Annotated in this window: 18 protein-coding genes; 16 read left to right on the forward strand and 2 right to left on the reverse strand. The window is 40.0% G+C overall.

Annotated features, from left to right (window positions below; translation table 11 throughout):
* Positions 1 to 9 precede the first annotated feature (9 nt).
* From NQ185_RS05750 to NQ185_RS05825, 16 genes are all read left to right on the forward strand, one after another.
* Positions 10 to 1,029 carry an ABC transporter ATP-binding protein gene (locus NQ185_RS05750; protein ID WP_257580638.1) on the forward strand — a complete coding sequence of 340 codons (1,020 nt, stop codon included), beginning with the start codon at positions 10 to 12 and terminating at the stop codon, positions 1,027 to 1,029.
* Complete coding sequence (locus NQ185_RS05755) at positions 1,022 to 1,978, forward strand: ABC transporter ATP-binding protein (RefSeq protein ID WP_257580639.1); 957 nt, start codon at positions 1,022 to 1,024, stop codon at positions 1,976 to 1,978. The genes NQ185_RS05750 and NQ185_RS05755 overlap by 8 nt, the downstream gene beginning before the upstream one ends.
* 43 nt (positions 1,979 to 2,021) lie before the next feature.
* The gene (locus NQ185_RS05760; RefSeq protein ID WP_257580640.1) at positions 2,022 to 3,653 is read left to right on the forward strand and encodes a peptide ABC transporter substrate-binding protein; all 1,632 of its coding nucleotides are present in this window, start codon (positions 2,022 to 2,024) and stop codon (positions 3,651 to 3,653) included.
* A gap of 23 nt (positions 3,654 to 3,676) precedes the next feature.
* Positions 3,677 to 4,045 (forward strand): DUF3899 domain-containing protein, encoded by a 369-nt coding sequence (locus tag NQ185_RS05765; protein WP_257580641.1) that lies wholly within the window; start codon positions 3,677 to 3,679, stop codon positions 4,043 to 4,045.
* 123 nt (positions 4,046 to 4,168) lie between these two features.
* Positions 4,169 to 5,284 carry an NAD(P)/FAD-dependent oxidoreductase gene (locus tag NQ185_RS05770; protein WP_257580642.1) on the forward strand — a complete coding sequence of 372 codons (1,116 nt, stop codon included), beginning with the start codon at positions 4,169 to 4,171 and terminating at the stop codon, positions 5,282 to 5,284.
* Between the two features lie 106 nt (positions 5,285 to 5,390).
* Positions 5,391 to 6,578: a chromate transporter gene (locus NQ185_RS05775; protein ID WP_257580643.1), complete on the forward strand. Its 1,188-nt coding sequence runs from the start codon at positions 5,391 to 5,393 to the stop codon at positions 6,576 to 6,578.
* 53 nt (positions 6,579 to 6,631) lie between these two features.
* A complete protein-coding gene (locus NQ185_RS05780; RefSeq protein WP_257580644.1) occupies positions 6,632 to 6,895 on the forward strand; it encodes a metal-sensitive transcriptional regulator in 264 nt (87 codons plus the stop codon).
* Between the two features lie 85 nt (positions 6,896 to 6,980).
* Positions 6,981 to 7,208, forward strand: coding sequence for a sulfurtransferase TusA family protein (locus NQ185_RS05785; RefSeq protein WP_257580645.1), 228 nt, complete (start codon positions 6,981 to 6,983; stop codon positions 7,206 to 7,208).
* Between the two features lie 48 nt (positions 7,209 to 7,256).
* Positions 7,257 to 7,736, forward strand: coding sequence for a DsrE/DsrF/DrsH-like family protein (locus tag NQ185_RS05790; protein WP_257580646.1), 480 nt, complete (start codon positions 7,257 to 7,259; stop codon positions 7,734 to 7,736).
* A 109-nt stretch (positions 7,737 to 7,845) separates the two neighbouring features.
* Positions 7,846 to 8,406, forward strand: a complete 561-nt coding sequence (locus NQ185_RS05795; RefSeq protein WP_257580647.1) for a sulfurtransferase TusA family protein — start codon at positions 7,846 to 7,848, stop codon at positions 8,404 to 8,406.
* Between the two features lies 1 nt (position 8,407).
* On the forward strand, positions 8,408 to 9,535 hold the full coding sequence (locus NQ185_RS05800; RefSeq protein WP_257580648.1) for an MBL fold metallo-hydrolase: 1,128 nt from the start codon (positions 8,408 to 8,410) through the stop codon (positions 9,533 to 9,535).
* 111 nt (positions 9,536 to 9,646) lie between these two features.
* Positions 9,647 to 10,423 carry a sulfite exporter TauE/SafE family protein gene (locus NQ185_RS05805; protein ID WP_257580649.1) on the forward strand — a complete coding sequence of 259 codons (777 nt, stop codon included), beginning with the start codon at positions 9,647 to 9,649 and terminating at the stop codon, positions 10,421 to 10,423.
* A gap of 87 nt (positions 10,424 to 10,510) precedes the next feature.
* Positions 10,511 to 10,918, forward strand: a complete 408-nt coding sequence (locus NQ185_RS05810) for a DUF1259 domain-containing protein (protein WP_373370782.1) — start codon at positions 10,511 to 10,513, stop codon at positions 10,916 to 10,918.
* A 134-nt stretch (positions 10,919 to 11,052) separates the two neighbouring features.
* Complete coding sequence (locus tag NQ185_RS05815; protein ID WP_257580651.1) at positions 11,053 to 12,021, forward strand: sugar phosphate isomerase/epimerase family protein; 969 nt, start codon at positions 11,053 to 11,055, stop codon at positions 12,019 to 12,021.
* 20 nt (positions 12,022 to 12,041) lie between these two features.
* On the forward strand, positions 12,042 to 13,196 hold the full coding sequence (locus tag NQ185_RS05820; RefSeq protein ID WP_307000359.1) for a Gfo/Idh/MocA family protein: 1,155 nt from the start codon (positions 12,042 to 12,044) through the stop codon (positions 13,194 to 13,196).
* Between the two features lie 59 nt (positions 13,197 to 13,255).
* Positions 13,256 to 14,359 (forward strand): Gfo/Idh/MocA family protein, encoded by a 1,104-nt coding sequence (locus NQ185_RS05825; protein ID WP_257580653.1) that lies wholly within the window; start codon positions 13,256 to 13,258, stop codon positions 14,357 to 14,359.
* A 529-nt stretch (positions 14,360 to 14,888) separates the two neighbouring features.
* Here NQ185_RS05825 and NQ185_RS05830 read toward each other — a convergent pair.
* Positions 14,889 to 16,379, reverse strand: a complete 1,491-nt coding sequence (locus tag NQ185_RS05830; RefSeq protein ID WP_307000251.1) for a catalase — start codon at positions 16,377 to 16,379, stop codon at positions 14,889 to 14,891.
* 130 nt (positions 16,380 to 16,509) lie between these two features.
* The gene (locus NQ185_RS05835; RefSeq protein ID WP_257580654.1) at positions 16,510 to 17,145 is read right to left on the reverse strand and encodes a bifunctional 4-hydroxy-2-oxoglutarate aldolase/2-dehydro-3-deoxy-phosphogluconate aldolase; all 636 of its coding nucleotides are present in this window, start codon (positions 17,143 to 17,145) and stop codon (positions 16,510 to 16,512) included.
* Positions 17,146 to 17,265: the final 120 nt, after the last annotated feature.

A 17,265-nucleotide genomic window follows, 5' to 3' on the forward strand; every position in this document is an offset into this window, starting at 1 on the left:
GGAATTTGAATGGAACGTTTATTGGAAATAAATGATTTACACGTTTCTTTTAAAATGTATAAAGGGGAAATCCAGGCGGTAAGAGGAGTTTCCTTTCATTTGGAAGCAGGAGAGACCCTCGCGATTGTTGGAGAGAGCGGCAGTGGAAAAAGTGTAACAGCCCAGGCGATTATGGGCATGATTCCGAAACCTCACGGCCGAATTAAAAAGGGAAATATTAATTTTAAAGATAAAGAGATTACCACATTATCAAAGAAACAATTACGGCAGCTTCGTGGGAAAGAAATAGGAATGGTTTTTCAGGATCCTATGACATCTTTAAACCCAACGATGAAAATTGGTCATCAAATTGATGAAGTGTTTATAAAAAAACAAAAAGCAACAAAAAAAGAAGCAAAGGCTAAAACAATTGAGTTACTGAAATCTGTTGGAATTGCGGACGCTGAAACTCGTTATTCCCAGTATCCACATGAATTTAGTGGAGGAATGAGACAGAGAGTTGTCATTGCAATTGCCTTGGCATGTAATCCTGCAATCATAATTGCAGATGAACCAACAACTGCCTTAGATGTAACGATTCAAGCTCAGATACTTAATCTCTTAAGAAAAATTCAAACTGAGAAGAACTCTTCAATCTTGTTGATTACTCATGATTTAGGTGTTGTAGCGGAAGTGGCGGATCGAGTGGCGGTAATGTATGCAGGTATGGTCATTGAAACCGGTACAGTAACAGAAATTTTTGAACAGCCGAAACATCCGTACACATGGGGGCTGCTGCGGTCAGTACCGAAACCTGATGCAATCGGAAAGGAAAGGCTTATCCCGATAGAAGGGACACCGCCGGATTTATTCTCTCCACCTAAAGGGTGCCCTTTTGCGGCAAGATGCCCTCATGCCATGGAAGTTTGTGTGGAGCATATGCCAGAGGCCGAAACCTTTTCTGATAGCCATCAAGCAAGGTGTTGGTTGAATGATCCACGTGCGCAAACTCATTTACAAGTAGCTGCGGGAGGTGTGAGTCTTGTCTGAACATGTTTTAAAAGTCGATAATTTGAAAAAGTATTTTAAAGCGGGTTCTGGGAAAGTTGTAAAATCTGTGGATGGAATCTCTTTTTCTATTAAAAAAGGCGAAACACTTGGACTTGTAGGTGAAAGTGGAAGTGGAAAATCAACTCTTGGCCGCACTGTCGTTGGATTGTATAAATCCACGGACGGAAAAGTAATGTTTGATGGCAAAGATATTTCCAATTTGGATCGAAAAGCGAAGAGGGAGTTTAATCGAAAAACCCAGATGATTTTTCAAGATCCCGAAGCATCCCTCAACCCAAGAATGAAGGTTGGAGACATCATAGCAGAAGGTCTGGACGCATATGGCTTGGCAAAAGGCAAGGAAAGAAAAGAACGGATTATTAGACTTCTTGAAAAAGTTGGCCTTAATGCTGAACATGCAGAGCGTTTTCCGCATGAGTTCAGTGGTGGACAAAGACAGCGTATTGGCATCGCGCGTGCACTTGCTGTAGAACCTTCATTCATTGTAGCGGATGAACCTATTTCTGCCCTTGATGTTTCTATTCAGGCACAAGTTATCAATTTGCTTGAGGATTTACAAAAGGATGAAGGGTTAACATATCTGTTCATCGCACATGATTTATCAATGGTCAAACATATTAGCGATCGGATAGGTGTGATGTACCTTGGAAAGATGATGGAACTTGCGAATAGTGATGCGTTGTTTCAGGAACCGCTTCATCCCTACACGAAAGCATTGCTTTCTGCAATCCCAATTACTGAACCGAAATTGCGGGGGAGTAAAGAGCGAATTTTATTAGGAGGTGATCCGCCAAGTCCGTTAAATCCTCCTTCCGGGTGCCCATTCCGTACAAGATGTCCAGCTGCTATGGATGTATGTGCGAAAGTTGAGCCTGAGTGGAAGGAAGTAAAGAAAGATCATTATGCAGCATGCCATCTGTATCAATAGTTTCAAAGACTCAGCAGCATGAGCTAACAGGGGGAAGAAAAATATGAGGAAAATATCAATCAGTGTTTTAACTTTAATTTTGCTAGTGACAGCGGCCCTAGCAGGTTGCGGAAGCAAAGGATCAGAAACAACTGGATCTACAGGATCAGCAAAGGAAATTGAACAAACGTTAACAGCAAATCTAGGTGGAGAACCGTACACATTAGATCCAGCTTTTGCTTCTGATGCTACCTCTTGGTGGGTAATAGACCATCTGTATGAAGGTCTTTATGAATATGATGAAAAAGGAAAATTGGCAGAAGGTGCAGCAAGTGAAGTAACGGTTTCAGAAGACGGAAAAACCTATACATTCACTATTCGTGATGATGCAAAATGGTCCAATGGTGATTCACTTACTGCGGGAGATTTTGAATATGCATGGAAGCGTGTATTAAATCCAGAAACGGCTGCTTATGATCCATCAAGCTTATATTATATTAAAGGGGCCGAGGAATATAATACTGGCAAAGGCTCAGCTGATGATGTTGGTGTAAAAGCGCAAGACGATCACACTTTAATAGTTGAATTGAAAACTCCAATTAAATTTTTCCCAACAGTTTTAATGGGACGTGCTTATTTACCAGTAAATCAAAAAGTTGTTGACGGAAACGAAGATTGGGCTGCAGAAGCAGAAGGGATTGTTTCTAACGGCGCGTATACTATTACAAGCTGGAAGCATAATGAAGAGTTGACAATTGAAAAGAATGATCATTTTTGGAATAAAGACAAGATTACAATGGGATCTGTCAAATTCAAAATGGTTGCAGATGCTCAAACTGAATATCAAATGTTCAAATCAGGTGAATTGGACTTAGTAAAAGCTATTCCTGCCGAAGCTGTTGATCAAGAAAAGAACAGCGAGGAATATGTAAATTCACCGTCATATGCTGTATATACTTATTCATTTAATGTTGAAGAAGAACCGTTTACGAACGCAAAAGTCAGACAAGCTTTTTCCTATGCGATTGATAGGGAAGCCATCACAAAAAATATTACTAGAGGTGGAGAAAAACCAGCTTACGGATATGTGGCTTATGGTGTAGATGCGCCGTCAGGCAAGGATTTTAGAGATGAAGCTGCACCGTATTATTCATTCGATATTGATATAGCAAAAGAGCTTTTGGCAGAAGGAATGAAAGAAGAAGGCTGGAGTGAGCTTCCTGAAGTTACGTTAAAGTATAATTCAGAAGGTGACCATAAAAAGATTGCTGAAGCATTACAAGAAATGTTTAAGCAAAATTTAGGCGTAGAAGCAAAACTTGAAAATCAAGAATGGAAAACGTATATTGATACATTCAAGCAAAAGAACTTCCAAATGGCACGTATGGGGTGGATTGGAGACTTCCTAGATCCATATCCAGTATTAAACTTATATAGCACAAAAAGTTCAAGCAACTTTACAAACTATAGCAATCCGGAATTCGATAAAATTTTACAAGATTCATTAGTCGAACAAGATGATGCAAAACGGTTTGAAATGCTGCATCAAGCTGAGGAAATGTTAATGACTGATATGCCGATCATTCCAATCTACTTCCAAGCACAAAACTCGCTTGTTAGGAAAGGCATTGAAGGTGTTCATTTTCACGTGTTAAATATCCCTAATCTTCGCTATGCAAAAGTAGTATCAAATTAATTAGCAGGTAGGAGGCCCATTTGGTGAAAGTATTTGTGTCATCCTTAGGCTTTTCAATGATTATTACATTTCTCATGGCCAAAGCATCCATTCTTTCTAAAGCAAACACATTGCATATTAATGCGATTTTCCTTAGTGGACTCGTTATTTTATTAATAGGAGCCATTCTATATGTCATCAGAAGTGGCTTTTTAAGCCTATTCTTTCAAGGGTTTGTTAAGATTCGGGAAACATTTATCCGTCAACCCCATTTCATGAAAGAAGTGAATGAAAACATTCAAAATGACATCTCCTTTTCAATGTGGAAGGAAAATGTTATAAAGTATTCAATGAGTTTTGCTTTTGGCATTGGTTTAGGGATGATCATTATTTCAACGATATGGGCATTATAGTTTTAAAGGAAGAAATTACCTTTTGATAAAAAGGTGGTTTCTTCTTTTTTATTGATGGATTTCTGGCATAATTCCAATTCATCAAGTACTATTTGGGTGAGTATTAAGAGAGGGATGCTTTCTATGAATCATTTTATAGTAATAGGTGCTGGAATCTTAGGTGCTTCAACAGCTTATCATTTAGCAAAAACAGGCGCCACAGTTACGGTTATCGATCGAAAAGATGAAGGGCAAGCGACTGATGCTGCGGCAGGGATTGTATGCCCATGGATATCACAGAGACGGAATCAGGCATGGTATCGGCTTGCAAAAGGCGGAGCAAGCTTTTACCCTGACCTCATTAAAGAACTGGAAAGTGAAGGTGAGTCCAACACTGGCTACGCTCGCGTAGGGGCAATCAGCATACATACAGATTCCACTAAGCTAATCGAAATGGAAAATAGAGCACGGAAACGACGTGTAGATGCTCCTGAAATCGGTGAGGTACAAGTGCTTTCTCCATCAGAAACGAAAGCATTATGTCCCATAATTGCAGATGGATATGGCTCGGTTCATGTCAGCGGTGCAGCACGTGTTGATGGTCGGGCGCTTCGTGACACGTTATTAAGATCGGCGGAGCGGCATGAAGCTAACATTGTATATGGAGATGCTGAACTTGTATTAGACGGAATGAAAGTGATAGGTTCGAAGGTGAAGGATGAGACGTATTTTGCAGAAAACGTCATCGTGGCGGCAGGAGCTTGGGGTAGCCAACTTTTGGAGCCGTTGGGAATCAAATTTCAAGTTGATTTTCAAAAAGGTCAGATTTTACATATGAAACTGCAAGATATTGATACAAATCGATGGCCAGTAATTATGCCTCCGGGTAACCAATACATCGTACCATTTCGCGATGGAAGAATTGTTGCTGGTGCCACTCATGAAAAAAACACGGGATTTGATCTCAAGGTTACGGCCGGAAGTATACAAGAAATTTTGAATTACTCTATACAAGTTGCCCCTAGCTTATCAAACGCCGAAATTCTTGAAGCAAGAGTCGGATTTCGTCCATTTACACCAAACTTTTTGCCAGTTATCGGTTCACTGCCAGGATACGAAGGAGTTTTAATTGCAAACGGACTAGGTGCTTCTGGCCTTACGATGGGGCCTTATCTCGGTTTTATATTGGCAAAATTAGCTTTGAAAGAAGAAATTGATTTAGATTTGGAACCTTACGCTATTTCCGGAGCACTTGCCTAGTTTGTTAAGATTGTGTAAATGTCCAAAAATGTCCAACATCATATGATAAGCTATTGATAGAATTTCGATCTCGAAGTTCTATATTTTTTTAGGGGAGAAGGTTTGAATGTTACAGAAAACTTCAATAAAAACATTACTAGAAATATTATTTGTTTCAACAAGGCTTGGACTAACATCTTTCGGTGGTCCAATTGCTCATTTAGGATATTTTCATGAAGAATACATACGTCGAAGAAAATGGATGGATGAAAAGAGTTATGCCGATTTAGTCGCCTTATGTCAATTCCTCCCTGGGCCGGCAAGCAGTCAAGTTGGAATTGGGATTGGGGTCATGCGTGCTGGTATTTTGGGAGGTATTATCTCATTTCTCGGATTTACGCTTCCTTCAGTGATTGCTTTAATCGTATTTGCCCTTATTCTAAAAACTGTGGATATAGGGAACGCCGGATGGATACATGGCTTGAAATTGGTTGCTGTTGCAGTAGTGGCACACGCGATTTTAGGCATGGCTCAAAAGCTGACACCTGATTTAACACGAAAAGCTATTGCGTTAATGGCTTTAGTGATCATCTTATTGTGGCAGACAGCCTATACACAAGTAGGGGTTATTTTGCTGGCAGCTTTCATTGGTTTTGCAATCTACAAAAACCATAGCGAAAACGCCGATTCAAGAATTCATTTTCCTATTTCACGTAAAGTTGGAATCATCTGCTTATCGTTATTTTTTGGCTTATTGATTATGTTGCCTATTCTAAGAGAAATCAGTTCATTGGATTGGATTGCCATGTTCGATAGTTTTTATCGTTCGGGTTCACTTGTATTTGGCGGGGGGCATGTAGTGCTGCCTTTACTGGAACGTGAATTTGTACCGACCGGATGGTTAAGTGAAGAGTCGTTTCTTGCCGGATATGGAGCGGCACAGGCTGTACCTGGTCCATTGTTTACCTTTGCGGCTTATTTAGGAGCGGTCATGAACGGTTGGTTAGGTGGTTTGGTCGCTACTATTGCAATCTTCTTACCTGCTTTTCTGCTTATCCTTGGTACCCTTCCTTTTTGGGATCAACTACGTCGCAATCCAAAAATAAAAGGAGCCTTAATGGGAGTAAATGCAGCAGTAGTAGGGATCTTAATTGCTGCATTTTACAAGCCAATTTGGACAAGCTCAATTTTGCAGCCTATTGATTTTGCGTTTGCGGCCGTTTTATTTAGCATGCTCGTTTATTGGAAACTTCCGCCTTGGGTTATTGTAGTGACGGGTGCAATTGGTGGTACTTTCTTAACATTGTTGACTTAATACCTAAAGGGGTATATTATGTTCACATGCATAAGGAAGAGGAGGTGGTTCATATGGAATACAATGATCAAATGAAAAACAGAGTAAAACGTATTGAAGGTCAGCTCCGCGGCATCTTAAAGATGATGGAAGAAAATAAAGATTGTAAAGAGGTTATAACTCAATTATCGGCTGCTAGAACCGCAATCGATAGGACGATAGGTGTTGTTGTAAGTTCCAATCTTGTTGAATGTGTACGACATGCTGAAGAGAGTGGCGATCGAAATACAGAAGACTTCGTAAAGGAAGCCGTTGATTTGCTTGTTAAAAGCAGGTAAAAAATAAAAGGGGTTGACACTCTCTTTTATTTTAGTTATTATAATACCCATGCCGGTATTGGTATATAAAATGGAGGTGCGCAAAATGAATATCGCAAAAGTACTAGATGCAAAAGGGCTGGCATGTCCTATGCCTGTCGTAAGGACGAAAAAAGCAATCAGTGAATTAGAAAGCGGGGAAATATTGCAAGTTCTTGCTACTGATAAAGGTTCAAAAGCAGATATTACTGCATGGTCTGGATCTCAGGGGCACGAGCTTTTAAGTAGTACAGAAGAAAACGGGGTCTTTATATTTAATATAAAAAAGAAGTAATTTTTTTTAATGAAAAAAATACCCCTATATGTATATGAGGAGGATAAAATGACAGAGAAAAAACGTACAACCATAATTTTATTCAGTGGAGATTATGATAAAGCGATGGCGGCTTATATTATTGCCAATGGTGCAGCGGCATACGACCATGAAGTTACGATTTTCCATACCTTCTGGGGATTGAATGCCTTGCGAAAGGATGAACAAATCCCAGTTAAGAAAAGTTTTATGGAAAAAATGTTTGGTAAAATGATGCCGCGTGGTGCCGATAAAATGGGGTTATCCAAAATGCACTTTACAGGTATAGGTCCTAAAATGATTAAAGGCGTAATGAAAAAGCATAATGCCATTCCGCTGCCACAATTAATTGAGATGGCCGAGGAACAAGGAGTTAAGTTAGTTGCTTGTACGATGACGATGGACTTGCTTGGATTACAAAAGGAAGAATTACTCAATGATATTGAATATGCCGGAGTTGCTGCATATTTAGCGGATGCAGAGGATGGCAATGTTAACTTATTTATTTAATATTTTATATGGAGGAAAAGTGATGAAGGAATATACAACAAAAGAAGGCGAAGTGGAATAAATTTTTTTAAACAAATAAATACCCCTATGGGTAGCGGAGGTAATTTAGATGACTATTAAAACGGATTATGTACTCGATGCGATAGGGCTTGTGTGCCCTATGCCGGTTATAAAGACAAAAAAGGCAATCAACGAAATAGAGAAGGGACAAGTGTTGGAAGTTCAAGCGACGGATAAAGGCTCCAAGTCAGATATTAAGGCATGGTCTGAGCGTACCGGACACCAATATTTAGGGACGTTGGAAGACGGGGATACATTGAAACACTATATTCGCAAGTCTCCTTCAGAGGAAAAAGATGAAAAAAGGTTTCCTCATGTAATTGGCAATAAAGAATTAATAGAAATTTTGAAGGAAGGAAATATTGTTCTGTTAGATGTTAGAGAGGAAGCGGAATATGCTTTTAATCGTATTGAGGGATCTATTTCCATTCCATTGGGAGAACTCGATTCAAGAATGAATGAATTGAATAAAGAAGATGAAATTTTTGTAATTTGCCGTTCAGGAAATCGAAGCGATTTGGCGGCTCATAAACTTGCCGCAAATGGATTTAGGAACATAAAAAATGTTGTCCCGGGCATGAGTGCTTGGAAAGAGGGGCTGGTGAAATAAGATGTCAGTAAATGCAATGAGTCCACATGAATTGACACAAAAAGTTTTTAATAACGAAAAACTATTTATACTAGATGTTCGTAACGAAAATGATTTTCAAGATTGGAAAATAGAAGGGGAAAACTTCGAATATTTGAATGTTCCCTATTTTGATTTATTGGATGGAGTCGAAGAGATGATCAATCAGCTGCCTTCAAAACAAGATATCCTCGTTGTGTGTGCTAAAGAAGGATCATCGATTATGGTGGCAGACATGTTATCTGAACAAGGATTTAATGTCTCATATTTAGAGGGTGGAATGAAGGCATGGAGTGAACATTTAGAGCCTGTAAAAATTGGTGAATTGAAAAACGGGGGAGAACTATTCCAATTCGTTCGCATTGGAAAGGGCTGCCTATCATATATGATTTTATCTAATGGAGAGGCTGCGATTATAGATGCAACACGTATGACGGATGTTTTTCTTAACTTCGCTGAGCAACAGCAAGTAAAAATTAAGCACGTCCTAGATACACATCTTCATGCGGATCATATATCCGGAGGAAGAAAAATCGCCGAAGCGACAGGCGCATCTTATTGGCTTCCACCTAAAGATGCGGAAGAGGTGGTCTTCAATTACAGTCCATTAGAAGATGGGGAAAAGATCATAATTGGAAATTCCACGATTGAAATTAATGCCCTTTATTCTCCAGGGCATACAATTGGATCTACTTCATTTATAGTCGACGACACGTTCTTAATGACGGGAGATATATTATTCATTGATTCAATTGGCCGTCCGGATCTTGCTGGAAAGGCGGAAGATTGGGTGGGGGATTTGCGCGAAACCCTCTATGCACGATACAAAAATTTATCAACCGAACTTATCGTCTTGCCGGCACACTTTATGATCATTGAAGAATTGAACCCAGACGGCAGCGTTTCAGCTAAAATGAGTGACCTTTTGGCAAAAAATCATGGATTAAATATTGCAGATGAGAACGAATTCAGAAAACTAGTAACCGAAAACCTCCCTCCCCAGCCTAATGCATACCAAGAAATACGCCAAACGAACATGGGAAAAATATCACCACCCGAAGAAGAACAACGTGAAATGGAAATTGGACCAAATCGCTGTGCAGTTCGTTAATTGCTCAAGATTTTTTTGAGAATTGTTTGAGAATTGTTTGGGTGCCAGGCACCCAAACAATTCCCAAACAATTCAGCATAGTTGGAGTTTCATTTTAGAGAGGAGCGTTATATGGATTTTGTCATTGTCATTTTCTTAATTGGATTCATTGGTTCTTTTTTGTCGGGCATGCTTGGTATAGGTGGATCGATTATAAAGTATCCGATGCTTTTATTTATTCCTCCTTTATTTGGGTTGGCAGCATTCAGTGCTCACGAAGTAGCCGGGATAAGTGCTGTTCAGGTCTTTTTTGCAACGATCAGCGGGGTTTGGGCTTATCAAAAAGGCGGCTACTTAAATAAAAAGTTAATTATCTATATGGGGATAAGTATACTTCTTGGAAGCTTTCTTGGTGGTTTTGGATCAAAGCTAATGTCCGAGAATGGGATTAACCTTATTTATGGAATTCTAGCATTACTTGCTGCTGTAATGATGTTTATTCCCAAAAAGGGAATCGATGATATTCCGCTTAACAAAGTCAATTTTAATAAATGGCTAGCCGCGGGATTGGCCCTGATTGTTGGAATTGGTGCCGGGATTGTTGGGGCAGCGGGGGCATTTCTTCTTGTACCGATTATGCTAGTTGTCTTAAAAATACCAACTCGAATGACGATTGCTTCTTCACTTGCGATTACATTTATTTCATCAATAGGTTCAACTGCTGGGAAAATTGCAACTGGACAAGTTGATTACTTTCCAGCCTTAATTATGATTATTGCTAGTTTAATAGCAGCGCCTATCGGTGCCAATATAGGTAAAAAAATGAATACAAAAATATTGCAAGTGATGCTGGCAGTATTGATATTAATGACGGCAGTCAAAATATGGATAGATATTTTTACAATTTAAACCAAACATTGTTTGGTTTTTTCTACATAACGCATGAGTTGAAAACATAGATTAGGACGAGGGCATTATTATTGGGAGGGTATGAACTTGAATAGAAATACGAGTCTTTGTGAGCAATTTGCCGCCATTTTCCATGCGAAAAGTACAATCAATCATGGTGTTTGTTCTGTCTCCATGCATCGTAATTTTTCCGTCTCGGTTCAAGGGCGGACGAGCACTTCGGTTGTACCAGTAGGTATATCATTCGAAGCGCTTGATCAATACGGAAATGCCCTTAACCTAGCAGAGATTGCTATTTTAGAAGAAGAAGTTCCTTCATTTATGTATTCAATTGTTCAGCAAGGCTTAATTATCAGTGCTCTGCATAATCATTGGATCTTAATGAAGCCCCATATATTATATATTCACATTCAATCAGTGGAGCCCCCTTTGCAATTTGCAAGAAAGATAGCAAATGCTTTTTCCTCTTTAAATAGTTTACCTATCATAAGTTAAAAGAAATTAATTTTGAAAAGGTTTTCATCTAGTTCTTTATATGGTATCTTAATAGATAATAGCTTCATGGTTATACATACTTTGTCTATTCGCTAATCAAAGTTCATACAACTAATTTTCAAGGAGTGAGGAATTTGAAGTTAGGTGTTTTTTCAGTTTTATTTGCTCAAAAAAGCTTTGAAGAAACGTTGGATTATGTTGCAGAAAGCGGATTGCAAGCCATTGAAATTGGAACTGGTGGATATCCCGGCAATGCTCACTGTGACGCGGCTAGTTTGCTAGAAGATCAGGGGAAACTAAACATATTTAAAGAAGCTATTAAAAGTAGGGGATTGGAAATCAGTGCTCTTAGCTGTCACGGAAATCCGCTGCATCCAAATAAAGAAATTGCCAATCAGCATCATGAAGATTTTCAAAATTCCGTTAAGTTGGCAGCAAAACTAGGTGTCGATACAGTTATCACTTTCTCGGGGTGTCCTGGCGAATCGGAACATTCGCTCAACCCTTCATGGGTCACCTGCCCATGGCCTGAAGATTTTGGAAAAGTTCTTGACTGGCAGTGGGAGGAAAAGGTAATTCCTTACTGGAAGGAACAAGATCAATTTTTAAAAGCGCATGGAGTACGTGTTGCGATAGAACCTCACCCAGGATTTGTCGTATACAATACAGAAACGATGTTACGGCTGCGTGAGGAGTGCGGGGATAATATCGGCGTAAACTTCGATCCTAGCCATTTATTCTGGCAAAACATGGACCCGATTGTTGGGATCAAAGATTTAGCTAAAGCGGGAGCTTTATACCATTTCCATGCTAAAGATACTGGAATCGATGCTCAAAATACCGCTGCTAACGGTGTGCTTGATACAAAAAGTTATCGCGATGAATTAAATCGTTCTTGGATTTTCAGGACAGTTGGTTATGGTCATGGAGAGGAAACATGGAGAAAGATCATCAGCACTCTTCAACTTGTAGGATATGATGGCGTTATCAGTATCGAACATGAGGATAGTTTGATGTCAGTGGAAGAAGGTTTCCAAAAAGCAGCTTCTTTCCTACAAAATTTGCTTATTAAAGAAAGGATCGGTGAAATTTGGTGGGCGTAAAAAAGAAGATTAGAATTGGAATGGTTGGTTATAAGTTTATGGGGAAGGCGCATACACACGCGTATCGCGATCTCCCATTCTATTTTGATTGCGATGTAGAACCTGTCCTTCAGGCTGTAGCAGGACGTGATGAAGAAGGGGTAAAAGAAGCTGCTGAGAAAATGGGCTTTGCAACATATGAGACGGACTGGAGAAGATTAATTGAGCGGGATGATATTGATTTAATAGATATCGTCACTCCGAATAATACACATGCAGAAATTGCCATTGCCGCTGCAGAAGCTGGAAAGCATATTCTTTGTGAAAAACCACTTGCACTAACGTTAGAGGATGCCCAGCGTATGTACAATGCCGTGAAAAAGAATAATGTCATCCATATGATTTGCCATAATTATCGTTTTGCACCAGCCGTACAATTTGCAAAAAAATTGATTCAAGAAGGTAGATTGGGTAAAATTTATCATATGCGTGCAACATATTTGCAAGATTGGATCATGGATCCGAAGTTTCCAAGTGTTTGGCGTTTGAAAAAAGAAGTAACTGGATCGGGAGCGCTAGGTGATATCGCAGCACACAGTATCGACATGGCCCGATTCCTAGTTGGAGAGTTTGAAGAAGTGACTGGCATGATGGAAACCTTTATTAAGGAGCGTCCTGTTGCGGATTCAAGTGGCGGATTAAGTGCGAAATCTGAAAGTACAGAAATGGAAGAAGTAGATGTTGATGATGCTTCTGCGTTCTTAGTTCGTTTTGAAAATGGAGCAATGGGAGTTTTTGAAGCGACAAGATTTGCAGGTGGAAACCGAAATGGAAATCGTTTCGAAATTAACGGATCAAAAGGTTCGATTCGTTGGGATATGGAACAGATGAACAATTTGGAAGTTTATTTTGCAGACGATGAAGAAGGACTTCAAGGCTTCAGAAACATCACCTGTACTGAGGAGCACCATCCGTTTGCAGGTGCCTACTGGCCAGCAGGACATATCATTGGCTACGAACATACCTTTATTAACCTAATGACTGAATTGATGAAGGGAATTTCTGAAGGAAATAGCCCAGCCCCTAATTTTGAGGACGGCATAAGGAATCAAGAAATATTGACTGCGATTGAAAAATCAGTTGAAACACGCGGCTGGGTAAATGTAAAACAAATGCGTTTAGTAGAAAACGTTTAATGAACATGTGCCCCGGGGATTCCGGGGCAGCATATGACATCATTGTGGGGGATAACAAAATGGAAAAAGTAAAGATAGGCATTATTGGTTGCGGCATGATCAGCGAAATTTACATAAAAAATACGAAGGAAACTTTTCAAAACCTTGACGTTATTGCAGTTGCGGACATTAATCTCGACAGCGCGAAAGCACGTGCTGAGCAATTTGGAATTCCGAAGGCATATTCACCTGAGGAACTGTTAGCAGATGATGAAATTGAAATGGTCATTAATTTAACCATTCCTACAGCCCATGCTCCAATTTGTTTACAAGCACTTGAAGCAGGCAAACACGTTTTTGTTGAAAAACCACTTGCCGTTACACGAGAAGACGGTAAGAAAATTTTAGAACTGGCTAAAAGTAAAGGCCTCTATGTTGGTTCTGCACCAGACACATTTCTGGGCGGCGGGCTTCAAACATGTAGGAAGCTGATCGATGACGGCTGGATAGGTGAACCGATTGCAGCAAGTGCATTTATGATGGGAAGCGGACCTGAAAGCTTCCATCCAAACCCTGATTTCTTCTATGTTGAGGGTGGAGGACCGATGTTTGATATGGGACCTTACTATTTGACTGCGCTGATTAATTTAATCGGACCGATCAAACGCGTTACTGGTTCTGCAAGAGCTACTTATCCAGAAAGAACGATTAAATCTGGGCCGAGAGCAGGGGAGAAGGTACCTGTAGAAATCCCAACTCATATTTCAGGCGTCTTTGAATTTGAAAATGGAGCAATTGGTTCCATTACAACTAGCTTCGATGTATGGGGTTCCCAACTTCCAAGAATTGAAATTTACGGAACGACTGGAACTTTGATTGTTCCTGACCCGAATACATTCGGCGGCCCAATTTATGTGAAAAGACAAGGAGAGGGACAGTGGACTGAAATCCCACTGACTCATAGCTTTAAGGAAAACAGCAGGGGAATCGGAGCTGCGGACATGGCTAATGCCATTCGAACAGGCCGTGCAAACCGTGCAAGCGGAGAATTGGCGTTCCATGTATTAGACATCATGCATGCGTTTATCGATGCAGCAGAAAAAGGACAACATATCGAAATTTCAAGTGGCTGCGGCAGACCAGAAGCCCTGCCAATGAATCAACCAACAGATTTCTTAGCATAATAATTTAAACAACAACAACGAGACTCTCAAAATGATGATTATTTTGGGAGTCTTTTTTGTTGGAAGGAACTATTTTTATCAAAAATAGTTCGGGGCGCTGCACTATGTTAATCCATTGTTTCTGTAGAAGGTGATCAATCACGATGGAAATGGGATAGAGGCTTGGGTTTCCGCTTCGATTCATGTCCAACCGTAGCGGAAATGAGATAGAAGCTTGTTTTCTTTTTGACCAGGTCCAATCGCCCCGCAAAAGAGGGAGAATCCTGTTTATCGGTGCGATTCATGTCCAACCGTAGCGGAAATGAGATAGAAGCTTGTTTTCTTTTTGACCTGGTCCAATCGCACCGGAAAAGAGGGAGAATCCTGTTTATCGGTACGATCCAGGTCCAATCGCCCCGGTAAGAGATAGAACCCTAATTTCCGTCTTGGGTCAGTCTCACAATCAATTGGCATATTAAAGTTCAAAACTGTAATTTTTTTATGAAAAAAGAGACAGCACTAATGCCGTCTCAGTCTCTCTTAAAGAATATTAAACTTCACTAACAGCAATGCCGGCTTCACTCATCGGGATGCCGAGTGCTTTTGCTACACCCTCACCATAGGCAGGGTCTGCTTTGTAGCAATGAACGATGTGTCTAATTTTAATTTCTTTTGGAGCGTCGCCCATGGCTCGGGCAGTATTTTCAAAAAGTACTTCCTTCTGGTCATCATCCATTTTATTAAAGAGAAGACCAGGTTGTGTGAAATATTGATCGTCATCATCGCGGAAATTCCAGTTTGCCGCATCGCCGCTTATTTTTAGCGGTGGCTCTGTAAAATCCGGCTGCGATTCCCATTCGCCATAGCTATTAGGCTCATAGTGCATTGTGCTGCCTAGATTGCCATCGACTCTCATTTGTCCATCGCGGTGGAAACTGTGGAATGGACACTTAGGAGCATTTACCGGAATTTGATGATGGTTTACGCCTAAGCGATATCGCTGAGCATCTCCATATGAGAATAATCTACCTTGCAGCATTTTGTCTGGTGAGAAGCCAATCCCTGGAACAACATTAGCTGGAGTAAATGCAGCTTGTTCAACTTCAGCAAAATAGTTTGCTGGATTTCGATTCAACACGAATTCTCCAACTTCAATCAGAGGGAAATCCCCTTTATACCAAACTTTCGTAAGGTCAAATGGATTATAAGGCATGTTTTCTGCTTCTTCTTCAGTCATGACTTGGATATACATTTTCCATTTCGGGAAGTCGCCATTTTCTATTGCTTCATATAAATCTTTTTGGTGGGATTCGCGATCCTTACCGATAAGAGCTTCCGCTTCAGCATCAGTTAAGTTTTCAATACCTTGCCCGGAACGGAAATGGAATTTTACCCAGTAGCGTTCGTTTTGAGCATTGATCATGCTGTATGTATGGCTTCCGAATCCATGCATGTGACGATATGATTTTGGAATTCCACGATCACTCATAACAATTGTAACTTGATGCAGAGCTTCAGGTAAAGAAGTCCAGAAATCCCAATTGTTTTTTGCACTTCGCATATTTGTTCTCGGGTCACGCTTAACTGCATGGTTGAGATCTGGGAAATTTAAAGGATCTCTAAAGAAAAACACGGGTGTATTATTACCGACTAGATCCCAGTTTCCTTGCTCAGTGTAAAATTTCAAGGCAAATCCGCGAATATCACGCTCAGCGTCAGCAGCACCACGCTCACCTGCAACGGTAGAAAAACGTGCGAACATTTCTGTTTGTTTACCAACTTCTGAGAAAATTCTTGCTTTTGTATATTGTGTAATGTCATTTGTAACGGTAAATGTACCGTATGCTCCTGATCCTTTAGCATGCATACGTCTTTCAGGGATGACCTCTCTGTCAAAATGAGCAAGTTTTTCAATTAACCAGACATCTTGCAGCAAGACAGGACCTCTTGGACCAGCCGTCATAGAATTCTGATTGTCAATAACTGGAGCACCTGCAGCAGTCGTTAGCTTTTTCATTTGCTTCTTCTCATTCTCATTCATGAAACGTGCACCTCCGATATATTGGTATGTAACTTACAATAATTATTATAACAGACTGATTATAATTTTGCTATGGTTATTATGTGAGATTTTTTATTGAAAGAAAAAAGGTCTTCCCAAAAGGGAAAACCTATTTTGCTTCATCAAATGCCATACGATATAGCTTCGACTGTTGTGTCAACTCTTCATAATCGGCTTCTGTTTTTAACTTTTTCGGATTGACGAGGTTACTGCCAATTCCAATTGCGGCTGCCCCGTTTTTCAAATAATCCTTCATATTATCGAGGTTAATTCCACCAGTTACCATTAAAGGAATTTGCGGCATCGGTCCATGTATGCTTTTTACATAGCCCGGTCCAAATACATTCGCCGGAAAAACTTTAATCATATCTGCGCCATGTTCGTATGCAGTTAAGATTTCTGTCGGAGTTAAGGCACCCGGGATGCTTACTATGCCATAGCGTTTCACGGTTTTAATTGTATCGATATTCAATGTAGGGGAGACGACAAATTTAGCTCCTGCCGCAATAACGGCCCTAGCTGTTTCAGGATCAAGAACTGTACCAGCACCAACCAGGATTTTATTTCCTATTTTTTCAGCTGCCTTTTCAATTAATGCAGCTACTCTTGGTGTTTCAGCTGTAATTTCCAGTGCATGAATCCCACCTTCATAAAGCGCTTCGCATATTGGAACAATATTCTCCAAATTAGATTCCCTTACGACAGCCACTAAACCACTTTTCTGCAATTCAACTAAAACGTTCATTATATTCTCCTTTAATTGTATTACCAATAATTTTAAAATGTTTATCACGAATAAGCAACTCAGGTTGTTAACGCATAAAAGACATTGTATGATAAAATATATTTATGAATGAGTCTTTAA

The organism is Lederbergia panacisoli, assembly GCF_024626525.1.
Taxonomy (GTDB): Bacteria; Bacillota; Bacilli; order Bacillales; family Bacillaceae_C; genus Lederbergia; species Lederbergia panacisoli.

Bases quoted from the DNA above. Each gene is read 5' to 3' on its own strand.
- NQ185_RS05750 (WP_257580638.1), top strand. From the start codon at position 10: ATGGAACGTTTATTGGAAATAAATGATTTACACGTTTCTTTTAAAATG.
- NQ185_RS05760 (WP_257580640.1), top strand. From the start codon at position 2,022: ATGAGGAAAATATCAATCAGTGTTTTAACTTTAATTTTGCTAGTGACA.
- NQ185_RS05770 (WP_257580642.1), top strand. From the start codon at position 4,169: ATGAATCATTTTATAGTAATAGGTGCTGGAATCTTAGGTGCTTCAACA.
- NQ185_RS05775 (WP_257580643.1), top strand. From the start codon at position 5,391: ATGTTACAGAAAACTTCAATAAAAACATTACTAGAAATATTATTTGTT.
- NQ185_RS05780 (WP_257580644.1), top strand. From the start codon at position 6,632: ATGGAATACAATGATCAAATGAAAAACAGAGTAAAACGTATTGAAGGT.
- NQ185_RS05785 (WP_257580645.1), top strand. From the start codon at position 6,981: ATGAATATCGCAAAAGTACTAGATGCAAAAGGGCTGGCATGTCCTATG.
- NQ185_RS05790 (WP_257580646.1), top strand. From the start codon at position 7,257: ATGACAGAGAAAAAACGTACAACCATAATTTTATTCAGTGGAGATTAT.
- NQ185_RS05795 (WP_257580647.1), top strand. From the start codon at position 7,846: ATGACTATTAAAACGGATTATGTACTCGATGCGATAGGGCTTGTGTGC.
- NQ185_RS05800 (WP_257580648.1), top strand. From the start codon at position 8,408: ATGTCAGTAAATGCAATGAGTCCACATGAATTGACACAAAAAGTTTTT.
- NQ185_RS05805 (WP_257580649.1), top strand. From the start codon at position 9,647: ATGGATTTTGTCATTGTCATTTTCTTAATTGGATTCATTGGTTCTTTT.
- NQ185_RS05820 (WP_307000359.1), top strand. From the start codon at position 12,042: ATGGTTGGTTATAAGTTTATGGGGAAGGCGCATACACACGCGTATCGC.
- NQ185_RS05825 (WP_257580653.1), top strand. From the start codon at position 13,256: ATGGAAAAAGTAAAGATAGGCATTATTGGTTGCGGCATGATCAGCGAA.
- NQ185_RS05830 (WP_307000251.1), bottom strand. From the start codon at position 16,379: ATGAATGAGAATGAGAAGAAGCAAATGAAAAAGCTAACGACTGCTGCA.
- NQ185_RS05835 (WP_257580654.1), bottom strand. From the start codon at position 17,145: ATGAACGTTTTAGTTGAATTGCAGAAAAGTGGTTTAGTGGCTGTCGTA.